Here is a 15911-nt window from a genome sequence, read left to right as displayed (position 1 = left end):
ATGCCAAACCGATCATGAATGCACAATATGCGCTCACGGATCGCTCACGGAAGTGAGATGCGAGGGTTTAACACGCCGGTAACGTGCCCGGGTCCGGACGGGAGGCGCGGCGTGCGCCCTCCAGGCCGGCTGGGCTCCCGACGTGGCTCGCACGCACGCCTCGTGCGGACTGCCCCGCGCAGGGCGGGTGCCGCCCCGCGCAGCGCGCGTGCCGCCCCGCCCAGCGTGCGGGTCGTGCGGTCAGTCGGCGACGACGAGCTCGACGCCGGCGGCGGCCAGGTCCGCGGCGAACGGCGCCGGGACGTCGCGGTCCGTGACGAGCACGTCGATGCGGTCGAGCGGGCAGATCCGGGCGAAGGTCGAGCGTTCGATCTTCGTCGAGTCGGCGACGACGATCACCCGGCGCCCGACCGACGCGAAGTGACGGCTGACCTCGGCCTCGCCCTCGTGCATGGTCGTGGCGCCGTACTGCCCGGTCAGACCGTCGACCCCGAGCACGACCACGTCGAGGGCGAACTCGTCGAGCGTGTCCCGGACCAGCGGCCCGATCAGCTCGTACGACTGGCGACGCGCGACACCGCCGGTGACGACGATCTTCACGTTCGCCCGGACGGAGAGCTCGTACCCGATGTTCAGCGCGTTCGTGACGATGGTGATGCCGTACTCACCGTCCGCGCGGATGAAGCGCTCGCTCTTGCCGAGCTCCCGCGCGACCTCGGTCGTCGTGGTCCCGCCGTTCAGGCCGACGGTGTCGCCCGGGGCCACGAGTGCCGCCGTCGCCCGCGCGATCGCGGTCTTCGCCTCGGCCTGCCGGGCGATCTTGTACTGCAGGGGCAGCTCGTACCCGGCGCCGAGGGCTGCGGCACCCCCGTGGGTCCGGGTGACCAGGCGTTGGTCGGCCAGGGTGGCGAGGTCCCGGCGGGCGGTGGCGGCGGAGATCCCGAGCGCGTCCCCGATCTCGGTGATCGAGACGTTGCCGCGGTCACTCACCAACTCGAGGAGGGCGTTGAGCCTCTGCTGCGGGGTCATGGCGTCATCCTACGGGCGTGTTCGCGCGCGCCGCGTGATCGGAAATGACGTTTTGCACTTGCATCGAGCACGATCGATCGTCATGCTGGCCGATATCCGATCACCAAGGATCGGTCCGACCGGAAGGACACCATGTCCGACACCTTCGTGGGCGACGAGCTGGCATCGCAGCCGGCCTCCTGGCGCTCCGCGGCGGCACTGCTGCCCTCGTTCATCGACGTCCTGCCCCAGCCCGGCGAGCGCGTGGCCGTCATCGGCTGCGGCACGAGCTGGTTCATCGCCATGAGCTACGCCGTCGCCCGTGAGTCCGCGGGCCTCGGGCAGACCGACGCCTTCGCCGGCTCCGAGTACCCCGCCGACCGGCAGTACGACCGGGTCGTCACCATCTCGCGCTCCGGCACCACCACCGAGATCATCGACCTGCTGCGCGCCCTGCCGACCCAGCGCACCGTGCTGCTGACGGCCGTCCCGGACAGCCCGGCCGCCGCGGACGCCGACGACGTCGTCGCGCTGCCGTTCGCGGACGAGCGCTCCGTCGTGCAGACCCGCTTCGCCACCACCGCGCTCGCGCTGCTCCGTGCCTCGCTCGGTGACGACGTCGAGGCCCTGGCCGTGCAGGCCGAGACCGCGCTGACCCTGCCGATCGACGACCTGCTCGACGCCGAGCAGGTCACGTTCGTCGGCCGTGGCGCCGCCGTGGGCCTGACGTCCGAAGCCGCCCTGAAGACCCGCGAGGCCGCCCAGTTCTGGGCCGAGTCCTACCCGGCGATGGACTACCGCCACGGTCCGATCGCGATCGCGCAGCCCGGACGCCTGGTCTGGTCGCTCGGCCCGGTGCCGGATGGTCTGGCCGACGAGGTCGCCGCCACCGGTGCCCGTCTGGTGCACCACGACCTCGACCCCCTCGCCGGACTCGTCGTCGTGCACCGCTTCGCCGTCGCCCTGGCCGAGCGCCGCGGGCTCGACCCGGACCACCCGCGCTCGCTCACCCGTTCGGTCATCCTCACCTGATGACCGTGCGCGGGGCAGTGCTCGGGGTCGACGTCGGCGGCACGGGCATCAAGGCCCGACTGACCGGCCCGGCGGGACAGGTGCTCGACGAGCAGCGCGTCCCCACCCCGCGTGACGACCCCGCCGCCGAGGCACTCGCCGTCGTCGTGGCCGAGCTCGCCGTGCACGCGCGCTCGGCCGCCCGGCAGCAGGGCACGACCCTCGACGCCGTCGGCCTGGTCGTCCCGGGTGTCGTCGACGAGACCGCCGGCCGCTCGGTGCTGTCCGTGAACCTCGGCTGGCAGGACGTCCCCGTGCGTCAGCAGGTCGTCGACGCACTGCGGGCGACCGGCACCGACGTCCCGCTCGCGTTCGGCCACGACGTGCGTGCCGGAGCCCTCGCCGAGGTGCACGCCGGCGGGCTCGACCACGGCACGGTCGCGTTCGTGCCGGTCGGCACCGGGCTCGCGAGCGCCCTGGTCGTCGACGGTCGCGTCGTCAGTGGTGACGGCTGGGCCGGGGAGATCGGCCAGGTCCGCATCGCCGCCGGGCCGCACGCCGGCCTCCGGGTCGAGGAGGTCGCGTCGGCCGGCGCCGTCGCCCGCCGGAGCGGCGCCCCGTCCGCACACGCCGCGATGCTCCGCGTCCGGAGCGGCGACCTCGTCGCCCGCCAGGCGTGGGACGACTGCGTCGACGTGCTCGCCGACGCGCTCGCCTGGCTGACGGCCGCCGCGGGCTGCCACACCCTGATCGTCGGCGGCGGGCTCGCGCAGTCCGGCCCGCTCCTGCTCGACCCGCTCACCGCGGCGCTGACCGACCGGCTGGTCGGCGTCCGGGTCCCGGTGCTCGTCGGCGCACGGCACGGCGACGCCGCCGGAGCGATCGGTGCCGCCCTGCTCGCCCAGGAGCTGCTCGACCGCGACACCGACCGCGACCTCCACCGCGACCTCCACCTGGACCACGACCACCCGCGGGCGGTGTCCGCGTGACGACGCTCGTCCGCGCCCGCCGCGTGGTCACCGCCGAGGCCGACCTGGTCGACGGCTGGATCGCGGTCAGCGACGGTCGCGTCGCCGCGGTCGGCACCGGACCGGCACCCCGCCACGACTCCGTGGTCGAGGCCCGCGGCACCGTCGTGCCGGGCTTCGTCGACCTGCACGCCCACGGCGCGCTCGGCCACGACTTCGCCTCGTGCTCGGCGGCGGACGCCCGCGCCGCCGTCGCGCACCACGCCGCCCGCGGGACCGCGCACCTGGTCGCCTCGATCGCGACCGGCACCGTGCCGGACACGGTCGCCGCACTCCACCGACTCCGCCCGCTCGTCGCCGACGGCACGCTCGCCGGGCTGCACCTCGAGGGCCCCTGGCTCGCACCCGCACGCCGGGGTGCGCACGCCGTCGCCCTGCTGCACCCGCCGACCGCCGCCGAGGTCGAGCTCCTCGTCGACGCCGGCGGTGCGGCCCTCCGGGTGGTGACGCTCGCCCCGGAACTCCCCGGCGCGGTCGACGCGATCCGCCGACTCACCGACGCGGGCGTCATCGCGGCGATCGGCCACACCGACGCCGACACCGAGCAGGTGCAGCGCGCGGTCGACGCCGGCGCGACCCTGGTCACCCACCTCTTCAACGGCATGCCACCGCTGCACCACCGCGAACCCGGTCCGGTCGGCGTCGCCCTGACCGACGAGCGACTGACCGTGGAGTGCATCGTCGACGGCCACCACCTGGACCCGGTCGCCGTCGACCTGGTCCGGCACGCCGCCGGCGACCGCCTGGTCCTCGTCTCGGACGCGATGGCCGCCACCGGCTGTGCCGACGGGGCGTACCGGATCGCCGGGTCCGACGTCGTCGTCGAGGGCGGCGTCGCGATGCTCGCCGACGGCTCCTCGCTGGCCGGCAGCACCATCACCGTCGCCGGCGCCGTCGCACGCGTCCTCGCCACCGCCGTGCACCCCGGTGCCGTCCGGGAGGCCGTGGCCGCCTCGTCCGTCCGCGCCGCGGCCCGGCTCGGCCTGCGTCCACCCCTCACGGTCGGGTCCGCCGCCGACCTCGTCGTCCTCGACCCGGAGGGCCGCACCACCGTCCTGGAGGTCCCCGCGTGATCGTCGTCGTCACCCCGAACCCCGCCGTGGACGTCACCTACCGCGTCGCCGAACAGGTCGTCGGGGTCACCCAGCGCGTCCTCGACGTCGTCCGCCGCCCGGGCGGGAAGGGCGTCAACGTCGCCCGGGTGCTCGCCGCCGCGGGAGCAGCGACGACCTCGGTCCTGCCGCTCGGCGGGACGTCCGGGGCCTGGGTCGACACGGCCCTCCGGCAGGGCGGCCTGACGACCGCGGCCGTGCCGGTCACCGGCGACACCCGGACCACCGTCACCGTCGTCGACGATCTCGCGCACCCGACGATGTACGGCGAACCGGGGCCCGTGGTCTCGGCGGACGAGTGGACCGCCGTGACGGATGCGGTGCGCACGGCCCAGCGGCACGCGAGCGCCCTCGTGGTGTCCGGGTCGCTCCCCCGCGGCACCGACCCCGGCGTGGTCCGCCCGTGGGTCCGCGGCGCGGTCGACGCCGGCCTGCTCGTCGTCGCGGACCTGTCCGGCCCGGCGCTGCTCGAGGCCGCCGCGGCCGGGGCCACGGTCTGCAAGCCGAACCGCGAGGAACTCCTCGACGCCACGGGCGCCCCGGACGAACGCTCCGGTGCCCTCGACCTGCTCGCCCGCGGGGCCGGCCTCGTCGTCGTCTCGGCCGGGTCGGCGGGCATCACCGCGCACACCCGCGACGCGGTCGTCACCGTCCCCGCGGTGCCCGACGTGCACGGCAACCCCACCGGCGCCGGGGACGCCGCCACGGCCGGGCTCGTCCTTGCACTGACGACCCTGACGACCACGAGCGGCCCGACGAACCCGACGACCCCGACCGGCCGCGCGACCACCGACCTCGCGCCGGACGTGCTCCGGCGCTCCCTGGTCTCCGCCGCCGCGTACGGCGCCGCCGCGGTCCTCCGCCCCGTCGCGGGCGAGGTCGACCTGGACGCCGTCGACCGCTTCACCACCCAGCTCGACCGAACCGGGAGCCCCACATGACCACCGCCCTCGCCCTCACCGGCCTCCTCGACACCGCACGCACCGCCCGTCGGGGTGTCGGCGCGTTCAACGTCGTCCTGCTCGAGCACGCCGAGGCGATCGTCAGCGGCGCCGAGCGGGCCGGCCTGCCCGTGGTGCTGCAGGTCAGCGAGAACTGCATCCGGTACCACGGCGGTCTGACGCCGATCGTCACCGCGACCCAGGCCGTCGCCCGCGCCGCCGACGTCGAGGTCCTGGTGCACCTGGACCACATCGAGGACACCGCGCTCGTGCACGCGGGCATCGAGCTCGGTGTCGACTCGATCATGTACGACGGGTCGCACCTGGAGTACGACGCCAACGTCGCCGCGACGCGGGAGCTCGCCGACCGCTGCCACGCGGCGGGCATCGCGATCGAGGCGGAGCTCGGCGAGGTCGGCGGCAAGGACGGCGTGCACGCGCCCGGGGTCCGCACCGACCCGTCGGACGCCGCGGCGTTCGTCGCCGCGACCGGGGTGGACGCCCTGGCGGTCGCCGTCGGGACGTCGCACGCGATGCAGACGCGGGAGGCGTCGGTCGACCGCGACCTCGTGGAACGGCTGCGGGCCTCCGTGCCGGTGCCCCTGGTGCTGCACGGCTCGTCCGGGCTGTCCGACGCGGAGCTGCGGGGCGCGGTCCGCGCGGGCATGACGAAGATCAACATCTCCACGCACCTGAACGGGCTGTTCACCCGGGCGCTCCGGGACGTGCTCGACGAGCGACCGGACCTGGTCGACCCGCGCCGCTACGTGTCCGCGGGACGGGACGCCGTCGCGGCCGAGACCGCCCGGCTGCTCACGCTGCTCGCCGGGTAGCCGCCGAGGCCGTCCGCACGGTCACCGTCCGGGTCAGCAGAGCGGGACGTTGACCGCGAGGCCGCCCATCGCGGTCTCCTTGTACTTGTGCGACATGTCGGCGCCGGTCTGCCGCATCGTCTCGACGACCTGGTCGAGCGAGACGTGGTGCACGCCGTCACCGCGGAGCGCCATCCGTGCGGCGTTCACGGCCTTGTTCGCCGCGATCGCGTTCCGCTCGATGCACGGGATCTGCACGAGGCCACCGATCGGGTCGCAGGTCAGGCCGAGGTTGTGCTCCATCGCGATCTCGGCGGCGTTCTCGACCTGCTCGGGTGTCCCGCCGAGCAGTTCGGCGAGCCCGGCGGCGGCCATCGAGGCGGCGGAACCGACCTCGCCCTGGCAACCGACCTCCGCGCCGGAGATCGACGCGCGTTCCTTGTAGATCGAGCCGACGGCACCGGCGGTGAGCAGGAACCGGACGATCGCGTCGTCCCGGCGGTCCGGCGTGATCGTCGGCACGTAGGTGAGCGCGTAGAAGAGGACGGCGGGGATGATGCCCGCGGCGCCGTTCGTCGGGGCGGTGACGACGCGGCCGCCGGAGGCGTTCTCCTCGTTGACCGCCATCGCGGTGAGGTTCGTCCACTCCATCGCGAAGAGCGGGTCGTGTCCGGGGTCGTCCCGGGTCAGCTGCGCGAACCAGTCGGCGGCGCGGCGTCGGACCTCGAGGCCGCCGGGCAGGGTGCCGGTGCGACGGACGCTGCGGTCGACGCAGTCCACCATCACGGCGTGGATGCGGAGCAGTCGCTCGCGGACCTCGGCCTCGGTGCGGGTCGCGGTCTCGTTGGCGAGTGCGACGCCGCTGACCGGGAGGCCCGTGGTCGCGCAGGCCGCCAACAGCTCGGCCCCGCTGGAGAACGGGTGGGGCACCGCGTCGGTCTCGACCGGGATCGCGGTGCCGGCGACGTCCTCGCCCGGCTCCTCGTCACCGTCACGGGCGATGAACCCGCCGCCGATCGAGTAGTACGTCTCGACGGCGGTCTCGGTGCCGGTCGCGTCGAAGCTCCGCAGGCGCATGGCGTTCGGGTGGCGCGGCAGCATCGTCAGCGGGTGCAGGACGATGTCGGTCAGGCGGAACGCGACCGTCGGACCGTCCGCCAGGGTCAGACGACCGGTGGATTCGAGGGCGTCGAGCGCGGCCGCCATCACGTCGGGGTCGACGTCCTCCGGCCGGTGGCCCATCAGCCCGATCGCGACCGCGCCGAGTGTGCCGTGCCCGTGCCCCGTCGAGGCGAGCGAGCCGTACAGGTCGACGCGGATGCTCGTGACCGGCAGGTCGGCGACCCGCTCGGCGAAGTCGACCCCGGCGCGCATCGGACCCACCGTGTGGGAACTCGACGGCCCCACACCGATGCTGAACAGATCGAAGACGGAGACCGGCACGCCGTCACCCTACGCCGTCCGGACGGCAGGCTCGGTGGCCTGGTCGGGCCGGCCACCGGTCGATCAGGGCCCACCGAGCCAGTGGTCGATCCGGTGGTGGTCCGGACTGAACCCGTTCGCGACCCCCCAGAGCACCGCCTGGGTGCGGCTGTCGGACCCGATCTTGCGGTAGACGGAACGGATGTGTGACTTCACGGTGTTCGGGCTGAGGTAGGTCAGCTGAGCGACCTCCGCGTTGCTCTTGCCCTGGGTGATGAGCGCGAGGACCTCGGACTCGCGATCGGTGATGCCGACGCCCTTGCCCGGCCAGTCCAGGCCGTCGGCGCTCGGGGCGCGACGTCCGGCGCGGCTGACCACGACCTCGCCGGCAGCGATCCGCTCGAGCGCGTCCACCAGGTCGGCGGCACCCAGCGTCTTCGACAGGTACCCGTGCACCCCCTCCGCGAGCGCAGCGTCGACGAGCTCCTGTTGGAAGTTCCAGGTGTAGACGACGACGTGCCGTGCTCGTGGGTTCGCGACGAGTGCGGCGATCTCGAGCTGGTCGGACTCCGGCTGCGCGAACGAGTCGTAGAGCACGATGTCGATCGAGTCGTCGAGCTCTGCGTTGGCGTCGATCTCGGCCACGACGATCCGGTCGCGGTGCGCGTCGAACATGTGCGCGAGGCCCGTGAGGACGACGTCGTAGTCGTCGACGAGCGTCACGAGGAGCGGGGTGGTGGGAGCGTCGACCGGCATGGGGCCACCTTTCCACCCCCAGGGGTGAGACGGAACACCCCTGGGGGTGGAAGGGTTGTCGACGTCACCCGATCGGATGACGGACGCGCTCGGCCCTTCTACCGGTCGTGCAGAACGCACCAAGGAGTCAGCCCATGCTCGGTCTCATCCTCAGCCTCATCATCGTCGGCCTCATCGCCGGCGCACTCGCCCGGCTCATCGTCCCCGGCAAGCAGGACATCAGCCTCGTGATGACCATCGTGCTCGGCATCATCGGCTCGTTCGTCGGTGGCTTCCTCGGCTTCCTGATCTTCCAGCACGACCCGATGGACGGCTTCTTCCAGCCGGCCGGCATCATCGGCTCCATCATCGGCGCGATCATCGTGCTGCTCCTCTACACGCGCTTCGCCGGTGGCCGCAGCCGCCGCTGAGTGCCTGAACGACGAACAGGGTCCGGCTGCAACGCGTCCGGACCCTGTTCGTCGTTCCCGGCGCTTCCGCACGCTGGGACGGCCCCGCGGGAGCGGGCGGGAGCGGGCGGGATCAGCGCCGCTTGCCCTGCGTCGGCATCACGATCCAGAGCACGACGTAGGCGATCCAGAGCGGGCCGGGGAACAGGCTGAGGATGACCCAGAGGACGCGGACGCCGGTGCGGGACCAGCCGAAGCGGTCGGCGATGCCGGCGCAGACCCCGGCGAGCAGGCGACCGGAGCGGGGGCGGTGGAGTGTGTTCGTCATGTCCTCGACGCTACGGGGCGCGGCGGCGCCGCGGTAGGCGGACAGTCCCCCACTCCGGGGTGGGGACAACCCCACCGGAGCGGGACGTGCCTGCCGGACGGTGGTCGGGCCTCCTGGCCGGGACGCGGCGCGGACCGTCCTACGGCAGCAGGACGATCTTGCCGCGGGTGTGGCGTTCCTCGAGCTGGGCGTAGGCGTCCTGCACCTGCTCGAGCGGGAAGGTGGCGGCGATCGGGACCTCGACCGAGCCGTCGGCGACCATGTTCGCCAGCGCCGACAGGATCTCGGGGTCGGCGGTGTCCGCGCTGCCCGAGGCCTTGGCGCCGACCTCGGCCGCGGCCTCGAAGGCGATGACGGTCTCGATGCGGTCGGCCGGCACCCCGAGCGTGATGCCGAGGTGCACGTACTCGGCGCCGAACGTGTCGATGACGGCGTCGATGCCGTTCGTGGCGAGCTCGCGGATGCGGTCCTCCAGCCCGTCGCCGTACGCGACCGGGCGGGCGTTCTTGGAGCGGAGCCACTCGTGGTTCGACTCGGAGGCGATCGCGATGACGTCGATGCCCTCGTTCGTCAGCAGCTGGGTGACGAACGACCCGACACCGCCGGCGGCACCGGAGACGACGACGGTCTCACCGGCGCGCGGGTCGACGGCACGGACGGCGGCAGCGGCGGTGGTGGCGGCGACGTCGAGGCCACCGGCGGCCTCCCACGAGAGCAGGCGGGGCTTCGGGACGAGCTGGCCGGCGGGGACGGAGACGTACTCCGCCTGGCTCGAACGCTCCCACGACCAGCCGAGGACCTCGTCGCCCTCCTCGAAGCCGTCGACGTCGAGGCCGATCGCGGCGACCGTGCCGGCGAGGTCGGTGCCCTGGCCGGACGGCAGCTTCTCGGGGTCGTGGTCGTCGACGACGCCCTGCCGGATGGCGGACTCGCCGGGGTTGATGCCGGCGGCGCGGACCTTCACGAGCACGCGGCCGGGCTCGACCTCGGGAACGGGGACGTCGGCGACGTGCAGGACGGAACGGTCGCCCCACTCCTCGAAGCGGACGGCGCGCATGGTGTCAGGGAGAGCAGTCATCCCGCGTCACGGTACGCCAGGCGGGTGACGGTCGTCGCACTCCACGCTGCCCGCGGCGAGATGGACCGCTCCATCGTTGCTCTCGTGGGACACTGACGGCATGCCCATCCTCCACAAGGACATGCAGCTGTGCATCTCGCTCGCCGCCCGTCCGAGCAACATCGGCACCCGGTTCCACAACTTCCTCTACGACGAGCTCGGGCTGGACTACGTCTACAAGGCGTTCACCACGACGGACCTGCCCGGGGCGGTCGCCGGCATCCGCGCGCTCGGCATCCGTGGCTGCTCGGTGTCGATGCCCTTCAAGGAGGACGTGATCCCCCTGGTCGACGAGCTCGAGGAGTCCGCCGCCGCGATCCGCTCCGTCAACACGATCGTCAACGACGCCGGGGTCCTGACCGCGTCGAACACCGACTACGAGGCCGTCGCCGCACTCCTCGATTCACACGGGGTCGACCGCGAGGCCCGGGTGCTGCTCCGGGGCTCGGGCGGCATGGCGAAGGCGGTCACGGCGGCCTTCCGTGGGGCCGGGTTCCGGCACCTCACCGTCGTCGCCCGCAACGAGGCGACCGGCAGCGCCTTGGCCGACCAGTACGGGTACGCGTGGGTCGGTGCCGAGGAGCAGGCCGGCGACGCGGACGTCCTGGTCAACGTCACTCCGCTCGGCATGCGCGGCGACCAGGAGGCGGCGCTCTCCTTCGCCCCGGACCGCATCACCGCGGCGGGCACGGTGTTCGACGTCGTCGCGTTCCCGTCCGAGACCCCGCTGGTCCATGCCGGCCGCGACGCCGGTGCGCACGTCATCACGGGTGCCGAGGTCATCGCGTTGCAGGCAGCGCGCCAGTTCGAGCGGTACACGGGCGTCGCCCTGACGGCGGACCAGGTCGCGCGCGCGAGCGCGTTCTCCCGCGAGGCGTAGGCGCGGCGGCGGGCGGGCGGGCGCCGCCGAACGTGTGAGACGCCGCCACTTTCCGCGGCGCCCCGCGCAGAACGCGGCGCCCCGCGCAGACGGGGGCGTCCCGGCCGGGAGGCGCGGGGCGGGCCCGCACCGACCCTCCCGTCCGCCACACACCGACACCACGACGAGACACCGCCGAGTCCGCGAGACGCCGCCACTTTCCGCGGCGCCCCGCGCAGAACGCGGCGTCCCGCACAGACGGGGGCGTCTCAGCGGCTGCGCGCGCGCCCCGCGGCGACCCAGCCGAGCCGCCGGGCGGTCTCGTGGTTCCGGAGCCAGATGGCGGGCTGCGCGAGGAACCCGGGCACGAGCGTTCCCGGACCCTTCACGGGGTTCTCGCGGAGGGTGACCCGGCAGCCGCGCGGGTGGGGTTCGACCTCGACCTCGACGCGTGCCTCGCCCATCGGCCACCCGCGGGGCTGGATGACCATGCGCCGGGGCTCGTCGCACTCCAGGACGGTGGTGGTGTCGTCGATGACGAACGGCCAGACGCCGAACGAGTGGTGGATCCGGGTGCCGACGGCGGGCCACCCGGGGTCCGCGCCGCGCATCCGGGACGCGCCGACCACCCACGTGGGGTAGAGCCAGCCGTCGCGGAGGACGTCGAACACGTCCTCCGGGGTGCAGTGGATGATCCGGACGTTCTTCGCCATGTCAGCTCCTCGGTGCCAGGTCGACGTCCACCGGCAGCCCGTACGTGTGCCGGAGGGCGCTCTTCGCCGCGTGCCACCCGGCCATGCCGTGCACCCCGGGCCCGGGCGCCGCGGACTGGGACGCCAGGTACATCCCGCCGCCCATCCGCCACGGGTCGCTCGAGAGCACGGGCCGCTTGACCAGCTGCCAGAAGCTCGCGGCACCGGCGGCGATGTCCCCGCCGGAGTAGTTCGGGTTGTACTGCTCCATGTCCTGGGCGGTCCGGCTGTTCGTCGCGACGATGGTGTCGCGGAAGCCGGGGGCGAACCGTTCGATCTGCCGGATGATCGTCTCCTGGTGGTTGACGGTCGAGCCGGCGGGGACGTGGGCGTAGGCCCAGAAGACGTGGCCGCCCTCGGGTGCCCGGCTCGGGTCGACGACGGTCGGCTCGGAGCCCAGGACGTAGGGACGGTCGGGGTCCTGCCCGCGGGCGACCTGCGCCTCGGCCTCGGCGATCTCGGCGCGGGTACCGCCGATGTGCACGGTGCCGGCGCGGTGGAGCTCCGGGTTGGTCCACGGCACCGGCTCGGACAGGGCGAAGTCGACCTTGGCCGCGGCGTTGCCGAACCGGAAGTGCCGGAGCGCCCCGCGCCTGGGTGCCGGCAGCTGGTCGCCGGCGATCCGGAGCATCGACGGCACGCTGGTGTCGAAGAACACCGCCTTCGCCGGGGTCAGGTCGCCGAGGGAGTGGACCTCCCGCCCGGTCTCGATCGTGCCGCCGTGCGCGACCAGGTCGGCGGCGAGCGCGTCGACGATCGCCTGGCTGCCGCCGATCGGCACCGGCCAGCCGCGGGCGTGGGCGTAGACGCCGAGCGACAAAGCGGCGGCCGCGGTGGCGAGCGAGGGCATGTGCTGGATCGAGTGCGCCGCGACGCCGCTGATCATGGCGGGGGCGACGTCGTCCCGGAAGCGGAGGTTCCACGCGCGGGAGCCCTGCTCGAGCGCGCGGAGACCGAACCGGGCGACCGTGACCGGGTGCCGCGGGACGTGCAGCAGGGCGTCGGTGGCGAAGTCGGAGACCCGGTCGGCCTGCTCGACCAGCGGGGCCATCAGCTGCCGGTAGGCGCGGCCGTCGACCCCGAGGGCGTCGGCGGTGCGGTCGAGGTCCTGGTACGCGATGCCCGCGCGGCCGCCGTCGAGCGGGTGGCCGTACTGCACCTCGGGCAGGCGGAGCTCGATGCGCCGCTCCATGCCGAAGGCCCGGAAGAACCGCGACTGCAGCGCCATCGGGTGCACGGCGGAGCAGACGTCGTGCAGGTACCCGGGCAGCGTGAGTTCCGTGGTACGCGCACCGCCGCCGATGGTGTCGTTCCGTTCGACGACCTCGACACTGAGGCCGGCCCGAGCGAGGGTGACCGCTGCCGCCAACCCGTTCGGTCCGGCTCCGACGACCACCGCATCAACCATGCGGTCGAGCCTACGGAGCGACGGCTGGGCACGGGTCGAGGCGGACCCGCGCGCCGACGGGCGGCGCGTCAGCTCGTGGTGGTGTCCGCCTCGGCCGGGTCGGTGCCGTCGTCCGGTCCGTCGGCGTCCGGCTCGTCGGCGCCGACCGGGGTGCCGGAGCCGACCGGGTGCTCGGCGACGAGGGCCGCGAAGTCCTCGTCGAGGAGCTGCTGCACGCGGTCGTCGCGTCCGACCTCGTAGTCGTCGGCGGGACGCTGGGCCCAGCCGAGACGTCCGACGACGGTGGTGCCGATGTCGTCCCAGGCGCGGGCCCGGGCGGCCAGGACGATGCCGTCGACGAAGTGCTGGTCGTCCCGGCGGGCGTCGAGGCGCTTCGCGAGTTCCTCGTAGGTCGCCTCGCGCGTGCGGAGCTTGAGGTCGTCGCCGCGCCGGTAGTCGTGCTGGTGCTGCGAGCGCCCGCCCTGCTTGCTCGACCGGACCCGGATCTCCCGCATCCGCTCGGCGTCGCCGCGCTGCTCCTCCGCCATCCGGTGCAGTTCCTGCCGGGCGGCGTCGGCGATCAGGGCGTGGTCGAAGTAGCCCTGGTCACGCAGGGCGTTGGTGATGATCCGGTTCGCCACGGCGACGGTCACCGCTGCCCTGGCGATGAGGAAGCCCTCGTCGACCGCACGCTTCAGCTCGACCTGGCTGACGGGCCGATCGCGCACGTCGGGCTTGCGTCGTCCGAACAGTGCCATGCGTCGACGATACCGGCGTCGAGGTGCCAGCGGGCGGAGGGACCGGCCGACTGTGGAACCGACGGACGCGGGAACCGACGGACGCTGGGACCGACGGACGGGAGGCACCGTGCCAGCTGGCACCGCGCCTCCCGTCCGTCGGGTGGGGACGACTCAGGCCGTCGGCTCAGGCCGCCCCGTGGCTGGCGCGGCTGCGACGCGACAGCGAGTCGATGATGACCGCGAGCAGCAGGACCGCGCCGGTGATCATGTACCGGATCGAGGAGTCGAGGCTGAGCAGGGTGAGCCCGTTCGAGATCGACTGGATCACGATGATGCCGAGCAGCGCCGACCACGCGCTGCCGCGTCCACCGAAGAGGCTCGTCCCGCCGATGACCGCCGCGGCGATCGCGTTGAGGTTCGTGTCGCCGGCGCCCGAGGACAGGCTGGCCGAGTTGAGGCGGGCCGCCGCCAGGATGCCGCCGATCGTGGCGAACAGCGAGGTGAGCACGAACACCGAGATGTAGATGCGGTTCACCCGGATGCCGGAGCGTCGTGCGGCCTCGACGTTGCCGCCGACCGCGAAGACCGAGCGGCCCCAGCGGGTGCGCTTCAGCAGGAAGTTCATGAGGACGACGAGCACGATGAAGAACACGAACGAGGTGCCCGTGCCGAAGTCCCGCGACAGGTACCAGACCATCACGGCGAGGCCGATGAACAGGGCGGCGGACTTCGCGATCGTCAGGGACATCGCGCCGGTGGACAGCCCGGCACGGCGGCGACGGCCGGCACGTCGGACCTCGGTGATGAACAGCCCGCCGGCGGCGACCGCGGCGAGCACGTAGGCCAACCACGGCGGCAGGTACGACGCCGAGGCGAACTGCACGACGGGCGACGAGTACGGCAGGTTGATCGAGCCGTTCGGGCCGAGGATGAGCAGCTGCAGGCCGAGGAACCCGAGCAGACCGGCGAGGGTGATGACGAAGCTCGGGACGCCGAAGCGGGTGAAGAGCAGGCCGTAGAGCAGGCCGGCCGCGGCACCGACCGCCAGCGCCACGACGATGACGAGCCAGAGCGGCCAACCGAGCGTCGTCAGCCCCTGGCCGAGGATCGCGGCCGCCAGACCGCTGACGCTGCCGACGGACAGGTCGATCTCACCGAGGAGCAGCACCAGGACGATGCCGATCGCGATGGTGCCGACCGCCGCGCACTGCAGGGCGAGGTTGACGAGGTTGCCCGGCGAGAGGAAGTCGGGCGAGAGGGCCTGGAACACCGCCCAGATGACGACGAGGCCGACGACCACCGGCAGCGAGCCGATGTCGCCGCCACGGACCCGGCGGACGAAGGCCTTCGCGGCGCCGCCGATCCCCTGGTCGCGGAGGAGCCGCTCGTCCTGCAGGTCGGCGGCCGACGGGGTGGGGTTCGACGCGGTGAGCGTCTCGTCGGTCTTGCTCATGCGGTGGTCTCCTGCTCGGTCCGGGACGCGGCACGACGGGTGACGGCGTTGTCGGTCGCGCCGGTGATGGCCGCGATGATCTCCTCGTAGGAGACGTCGTCGATGCGGAAGGTGCCGTTGTTCCGACCGAGTCGCAGCACCGCGACCCGGTCGGCGACGGCCTGCACGTCGGCGAGGTTGTGGCTGATGAGGACGACGCCGAGGCCGCGCTCACGGAGGCGTTCGACGAGGTTGAGCACCTCGGCGGTCTGCGCGACGCCGAGTGCTGCGGTCGGTTCGTCGAGGATGACGACCTGCGGGTCGCCGATCAGGGACCGGGCGATCGCGACCGTCTGCCGCTGCCCACCGGACAGCGACGCGATCGGGATGCGCACCGAGGGGATCCGCGCGGCGAGCTGCTGCAGGAGTTCCCACGATCGGCGTTCCATCTCCTCCTCGTCGAGGAAGGGCGTGGCGATCTCGCGACCGAGGTACAGGTTCGACACGACGTCGAGGTTGTCGGCGAGGGCGAGGTCCTGGAAGACCGTGGCGATGCCGAGCGACTGGGCCGCTGCCGGGTTCGGGACGGTGACCTCGTCGCCGTTGAAGGTGATCGTGCCGCCGTCCGGCGTGTAGACGCCGGCGAGGATCTTCACGAACGTCGACTTGCCGGCGCCGTTGTCGCCGACGATGGCGACGACTTCACCCGGGTAGACGTCGAAGTCGATGTCACTGAGGGCCTGGACGGCACCGAACCGCTTGTCGATGCCACGGAGGGACATCACGGGTTCGGTGGTGGTGGGTGCTGCTGGGGGCT

Annotated in this window: 17 protein-coding genes; 7 read left to right on the top strand and 10 right to left on the bottom strand. The window is 73.2% G+C overall.

Annotated features, from left to right (window positions below; genetic code table 11):
* Positions 1-240 precede the first annotated feature (240 nt).
* Complete coding sequence (locus JOD51_RS00885; protein ID WP_204606642.1) at positions 241-1029, bottom strand: DeoR/GlpR family DNA-binding transcription regulator; 789 nt, start codon at positions 1027-1029, stop codon at positions 241-243.
* 132 nt (positions 1030-1161) lie between these two features.
* On the opposite strand from JOD51_RS00885, the gene JOD51_RS00880 reads away from it, so the two are divergent.
* The 5 genes from JOD51_RS00880 to JOD51_RS00860 are packed head-to-tail and all read left to right on the top strand — an operon-like array spanning position 1162 to position 5933.
* The gene (locus tag JOD51_RS00880; RefSeq protein WP_204606641.1) at positions 1162-2040 is read left to right on the top strand and encodes an SIS domain-containing protein; all 879 of its coding nucleotides are present in this window, start codon (positions 1162-1164) and stop codon (positions 2038-2040) included.
* Positions 2040-3008, top strand: a complete 969-nt coding sequence (locus JOD51_RS00875; protein WP_204606640.1) for an ROK family protein — start codon at positions 2040-2042, stop codon at positions 3006-3008. The genes JOD51_RS00880 and JOD51_RS00875 overlap by 1 nt, the downstream gene beginning before the upstream one ends.
* Positions 3005-4120: an N-acetylglucosamine-6-phosphate deacetylase gene (gene nagA / locus JOD51_RS00870; RefSeq protein WP_204606639.1), complete on the top strand. Its 1116-nt coding sequence runs from the start codon at positions 3005-3007 to the stop codon at positions 4118-4120. Before JOD51_RS00875 ends, nagA begins: the two co-directional genes overlap by 4 nt.
* Positions 4117-5100, top strand: a complete 984-nt coding sequence (locus JOD51_RS00865) for a 1-phosphofructokinase family hexose kinase (RefSeq protein ID WP_204606638.1) — start codon at positions 4117-4119, stop codon at positions 5098-5100. The genes nagA and JOD51_RS00865 overlap by 4 nt, the downstream gene beginning before the upstream one ends.
* Positions 5097-5933, top strand: coding sequence for a class II fructose-bisphosphate aldolase (locus JOD51_RS00860; protein WP_204606637.1), 837 nt, complete (start codon positions 5097-5099; stop codon positions 5931-5933). The genes JOD51_RS00865 and JOD51_RS00860 overlap by 4 nt, the downstream gene beginning before the upstream one ends.
* Positions 5934-5966: 33 nt before the next feature.
* Here JOD51_RS00860 and JOD51_RS00855 read toward each other — a convergent pair whose 3' ends face one another.
* Together JOD51_RS00855 and JOD51_RS00850 are read right to left on the bottom strand one after the other, a co-directional pair.
* Positions 5967-7355 (bottom strand): L-serine ammonia-lyase, encoded by a 1389-nt coding sequence (locus JOD51_RS00855; RefSeq protein WP_204606636.1) that lies wholly within the window; start codon positions 7353-7355, stop codon positions 5967-5969.
* Between the two features lie 63 nt (positions 7356-7418).
* Positions 7419-8090, bottom strand: a complete 672-nt coding sequence (locus tag JOD51_RS00850; protein WP_204606635.1) for a LuxR C-terminal-related transcriptional regulator — start codon at positions 8088-8090, stop codon at positions 7419-7421.
* Positions 8091-8224: 134 nt separating this feature from the next.
* On the opposite strand from JOD51_RS00850, the gene JOD51_RS00845 reads away from it, so the two are divergent.
* A complete protein-coding gene (locus JOD51_RS00845) occupies positions 8225-8500 on the top strand; it encodes a GlsB/YeaQ/YmgE family stress response membrane protein (RefSeq protein WP_204606634.1) in 276 nt (91 codons plus the stop codon).
* A 112-nt stretch (positions 8501-8612) separates the two neighbouring features.
* Here JOD51_RS00845 and JOD51_RS00840 read toward each other — a convergent pair whose 3' ends face one another.
* Both JOD51_RS00840 and JOD51_RS00835 read right to left on the bottom strand, forming a co-directional pair.
* Positions 8613-8807: a PspC domain-containing protein gene (locus JOD51_RS00840; protein WP_204606633.1), complete on the bottom strand. Its 195-nt coding sequence runs from the start codon at positions 8805-8807 to the stop codon at positions 8613-8615.
* Positions 8808-8946: 139 nt separating this feature from the next.
* The gene (locus tag JOD51_RS00835; protein ID WP_239539744.1) at positions 8947-9885 is read right to left on the bottom strand and encodes an NADP-dependent oxidoreductase; all 939 of its coding nucleotides are present in this window, start codon (positions 9883-9885) and stop codon (positions 8947-8949) included.
* Positions 9886-9985: 100 nt separating this feature from the next.
* On the opposite strand from JOD51_RS00835, the gene JOD51_RS00830 reads away from it, so the two are divergent.
* Positions 9986-10804, top strand: coding sequence for a shikimate 5-dehydrogenase (locus tag JOD51_RS00830; protein ID WP_204606632.1), 819 nt, complete (start codon positions 9986-9988; stop codon positions 10802-10804).
* A gap of 248 nt (positions 10805-11052) precedes the next feature.
* On the opposite strand, the gene JOD51_RS00825 is transcribed toward JOD51_RS00830, so the two are convergent.
* From JOD51_RS00825 to JOD51_RS00805, 5 genes are all read right to left on the bottom strand, one after another.
* Positions 11053-11496 carry an SRPBCC family protein gene (locus tag JOD51_RS00825; RefSeq protein WP_204606631.1) on the bottom strand — a complete coding sequence of 148 codons (444 nt, stop codon included), beginning with the start codon at positions 11494-11496 and terminating at the stop codon, positions 11053-11055.
* Between the two features lies 1 nt (position 11497).
* Positions 11498-12943 carry a phytoene desaturase family protein gene (locus JOD51_RS00820; protein ID WP_204606630.1) on the bottom strand — a complete coding sequence of 482 codons (1446 nt, stop codon included), beginning with the start codon at positions 12941-12943 and terminating at the stop codon, positions 11498-11500.
* A gap of 68 nt (positions 12944-13011) precedes the next feature.
* Entirely contained in the window at positions 13012-13680 is a 669-nt protein-coding gene (locus JOD51_RS00815) for a hypothetical protein (RefSeq protein ID WP_204606629.1), read from the bottom strand.
* Positions 13681-13846: 166 nt separating this feature from the next.
* Positions 13847-15115 (bottom strand): sugar ABC transporter permease, encoded by a 1269-nt coding sequence (locus JOD51_RS00810; RefSeq protein WP_204606628.1) that lies wholly within the window; start codon positions 15113-15115, stop codon positions 13847-13849.
* A complete protein-coding gene (locus JOD51_RS00805; protein ID WP_204610649.1) occupies positions 15112-15876 on the bottom strand; it encodes an ATP-binding cassette domain-containing protein in 765 nt (254 codons plus the stop codon). Before JOD51_RS00805 ends, JOD51_RS00810 begins: the two co-directional genes overlap by 4 nt.
* Positions 15877-15911 lie beyond the last annotated feature (35 nt).

This window comes from Curtobacterium herbarum, from assembly GCF_016907335.1.
Taxonomy (GTDB): Bacteria; Actinomycetota; Actinomycetes; order Actinomycetales; family Microbacteriaceae; genus Curtobacterium; species Curtobacterium herbarum.
Note: the sequence above shows the minus strand (reverse complement) of the source record. Positions and strands in the feature narration are given on the sequence as shown.

Excerpts from the sequence above, each read along its gene's own strand:
- JOD51_RS00885 (WP_204606642.1), bottom strand. The coding sequence starts at position 1,029 with ATGACCCCGCAGCAGAGGCTCAACGCCCTCCTCGAGTTGGTGAGTGAC.
- JOD51_RS00880 (WP_204606641.1), top strand. The coding sequence starts at position 1,162 with ATGTCCGACACCTTCGTGGGCGACGAGCTGGCATCGCAGCCGGCCTCC.
- JOD51_RS00875 (WP_204606640.1), top strand. The coding sequence starts at position 2,040 with ATGACCGTGCGCGGGGCAGTGCTCGGGGTCGACGTCGGCGGCACGGGC.
- JOD51_RS00860 (WP_204606637.1), top strand. The coding sequence starts at position 5,097 with ATGACCACCGCCCTCGCCCTCACCGGCCTCCTCGACACCGCACGCACC.
- JOD51_RS00850 (WP_204606635.1), bottom strand. The coding sequence starts at position 8,090 with ATGCCGGTCGACGCTCCCACCACCCCGCTCCTCGTGACGCTCGTCGAC.
- JOD51_RS00845 (WP_204606634.1), top strand. The coding sequence starts at position 8,225 with ATGCTCGGTCTCATCCTCAGCCTCATCATCGTCGGCCTCATCGCCGGC.
- JOD51_RS00840 (WP_204606633.1), bottom strand. The coding sequence starts at position 8,807 with ATGACGAACACACTCCACCGCCCCCGCTCCGGTCGCCTGCTCGCCGGG.
- JOD51_RS00835 (WP_239539744.1), bottom strand. The coding sequence starts at position 9,885 with ATGACTGCTCTCCCTGACACCATGCGCGCCGTCCGCTTCGAGGAGTGG.
- JOD51_RS00830 (WP_204606632.1), top strand. The coding sequence starts at position 9,986 with ATGCCCATCCTCCACAAGGACATGCAGCTGTGCATCTCGCTCGCCGCC.
- JOD51_RS00825 (WP_204606631.1), bottom strand. The coding sequence starts at position 11,496 with ATGGCGAAGAACGTCCGGATCATCCACTGCACCCCGGAGGACGTGTTC.
- JOD51_RS00820 (WP_204606630.1), bottom strand. The coding sequence starts at position 12,943 with ATGGTTGATGCGGTGGTCGTCGGAGCCGGACCGAACGGGTTGGCGGCA.
- JOD51_RS00815 (WP_204606629.1), bottom strand. The coding sequence starts at position 13,680 with ATGGCACTGTTCGGACGACGCAAGCCCGACGTGCGCGATCGGCCCGTC.
- JOD51_RS00810 (WP_204606628.1), bottom strand. The coding sequence starts at position 15,115 with ATGAGCAAGACCGACGAGACGCTCACCGCGTCGAACCCCACCCCGTCG.
- JOD51_RS00805 (WP_204610649.1), bottom strand. The coding sequence starts at position 15,876 with ATGTCCCTCCGTGGCATCGACAAGCGGTTCGGTGCCGTCCAGGCCCTC.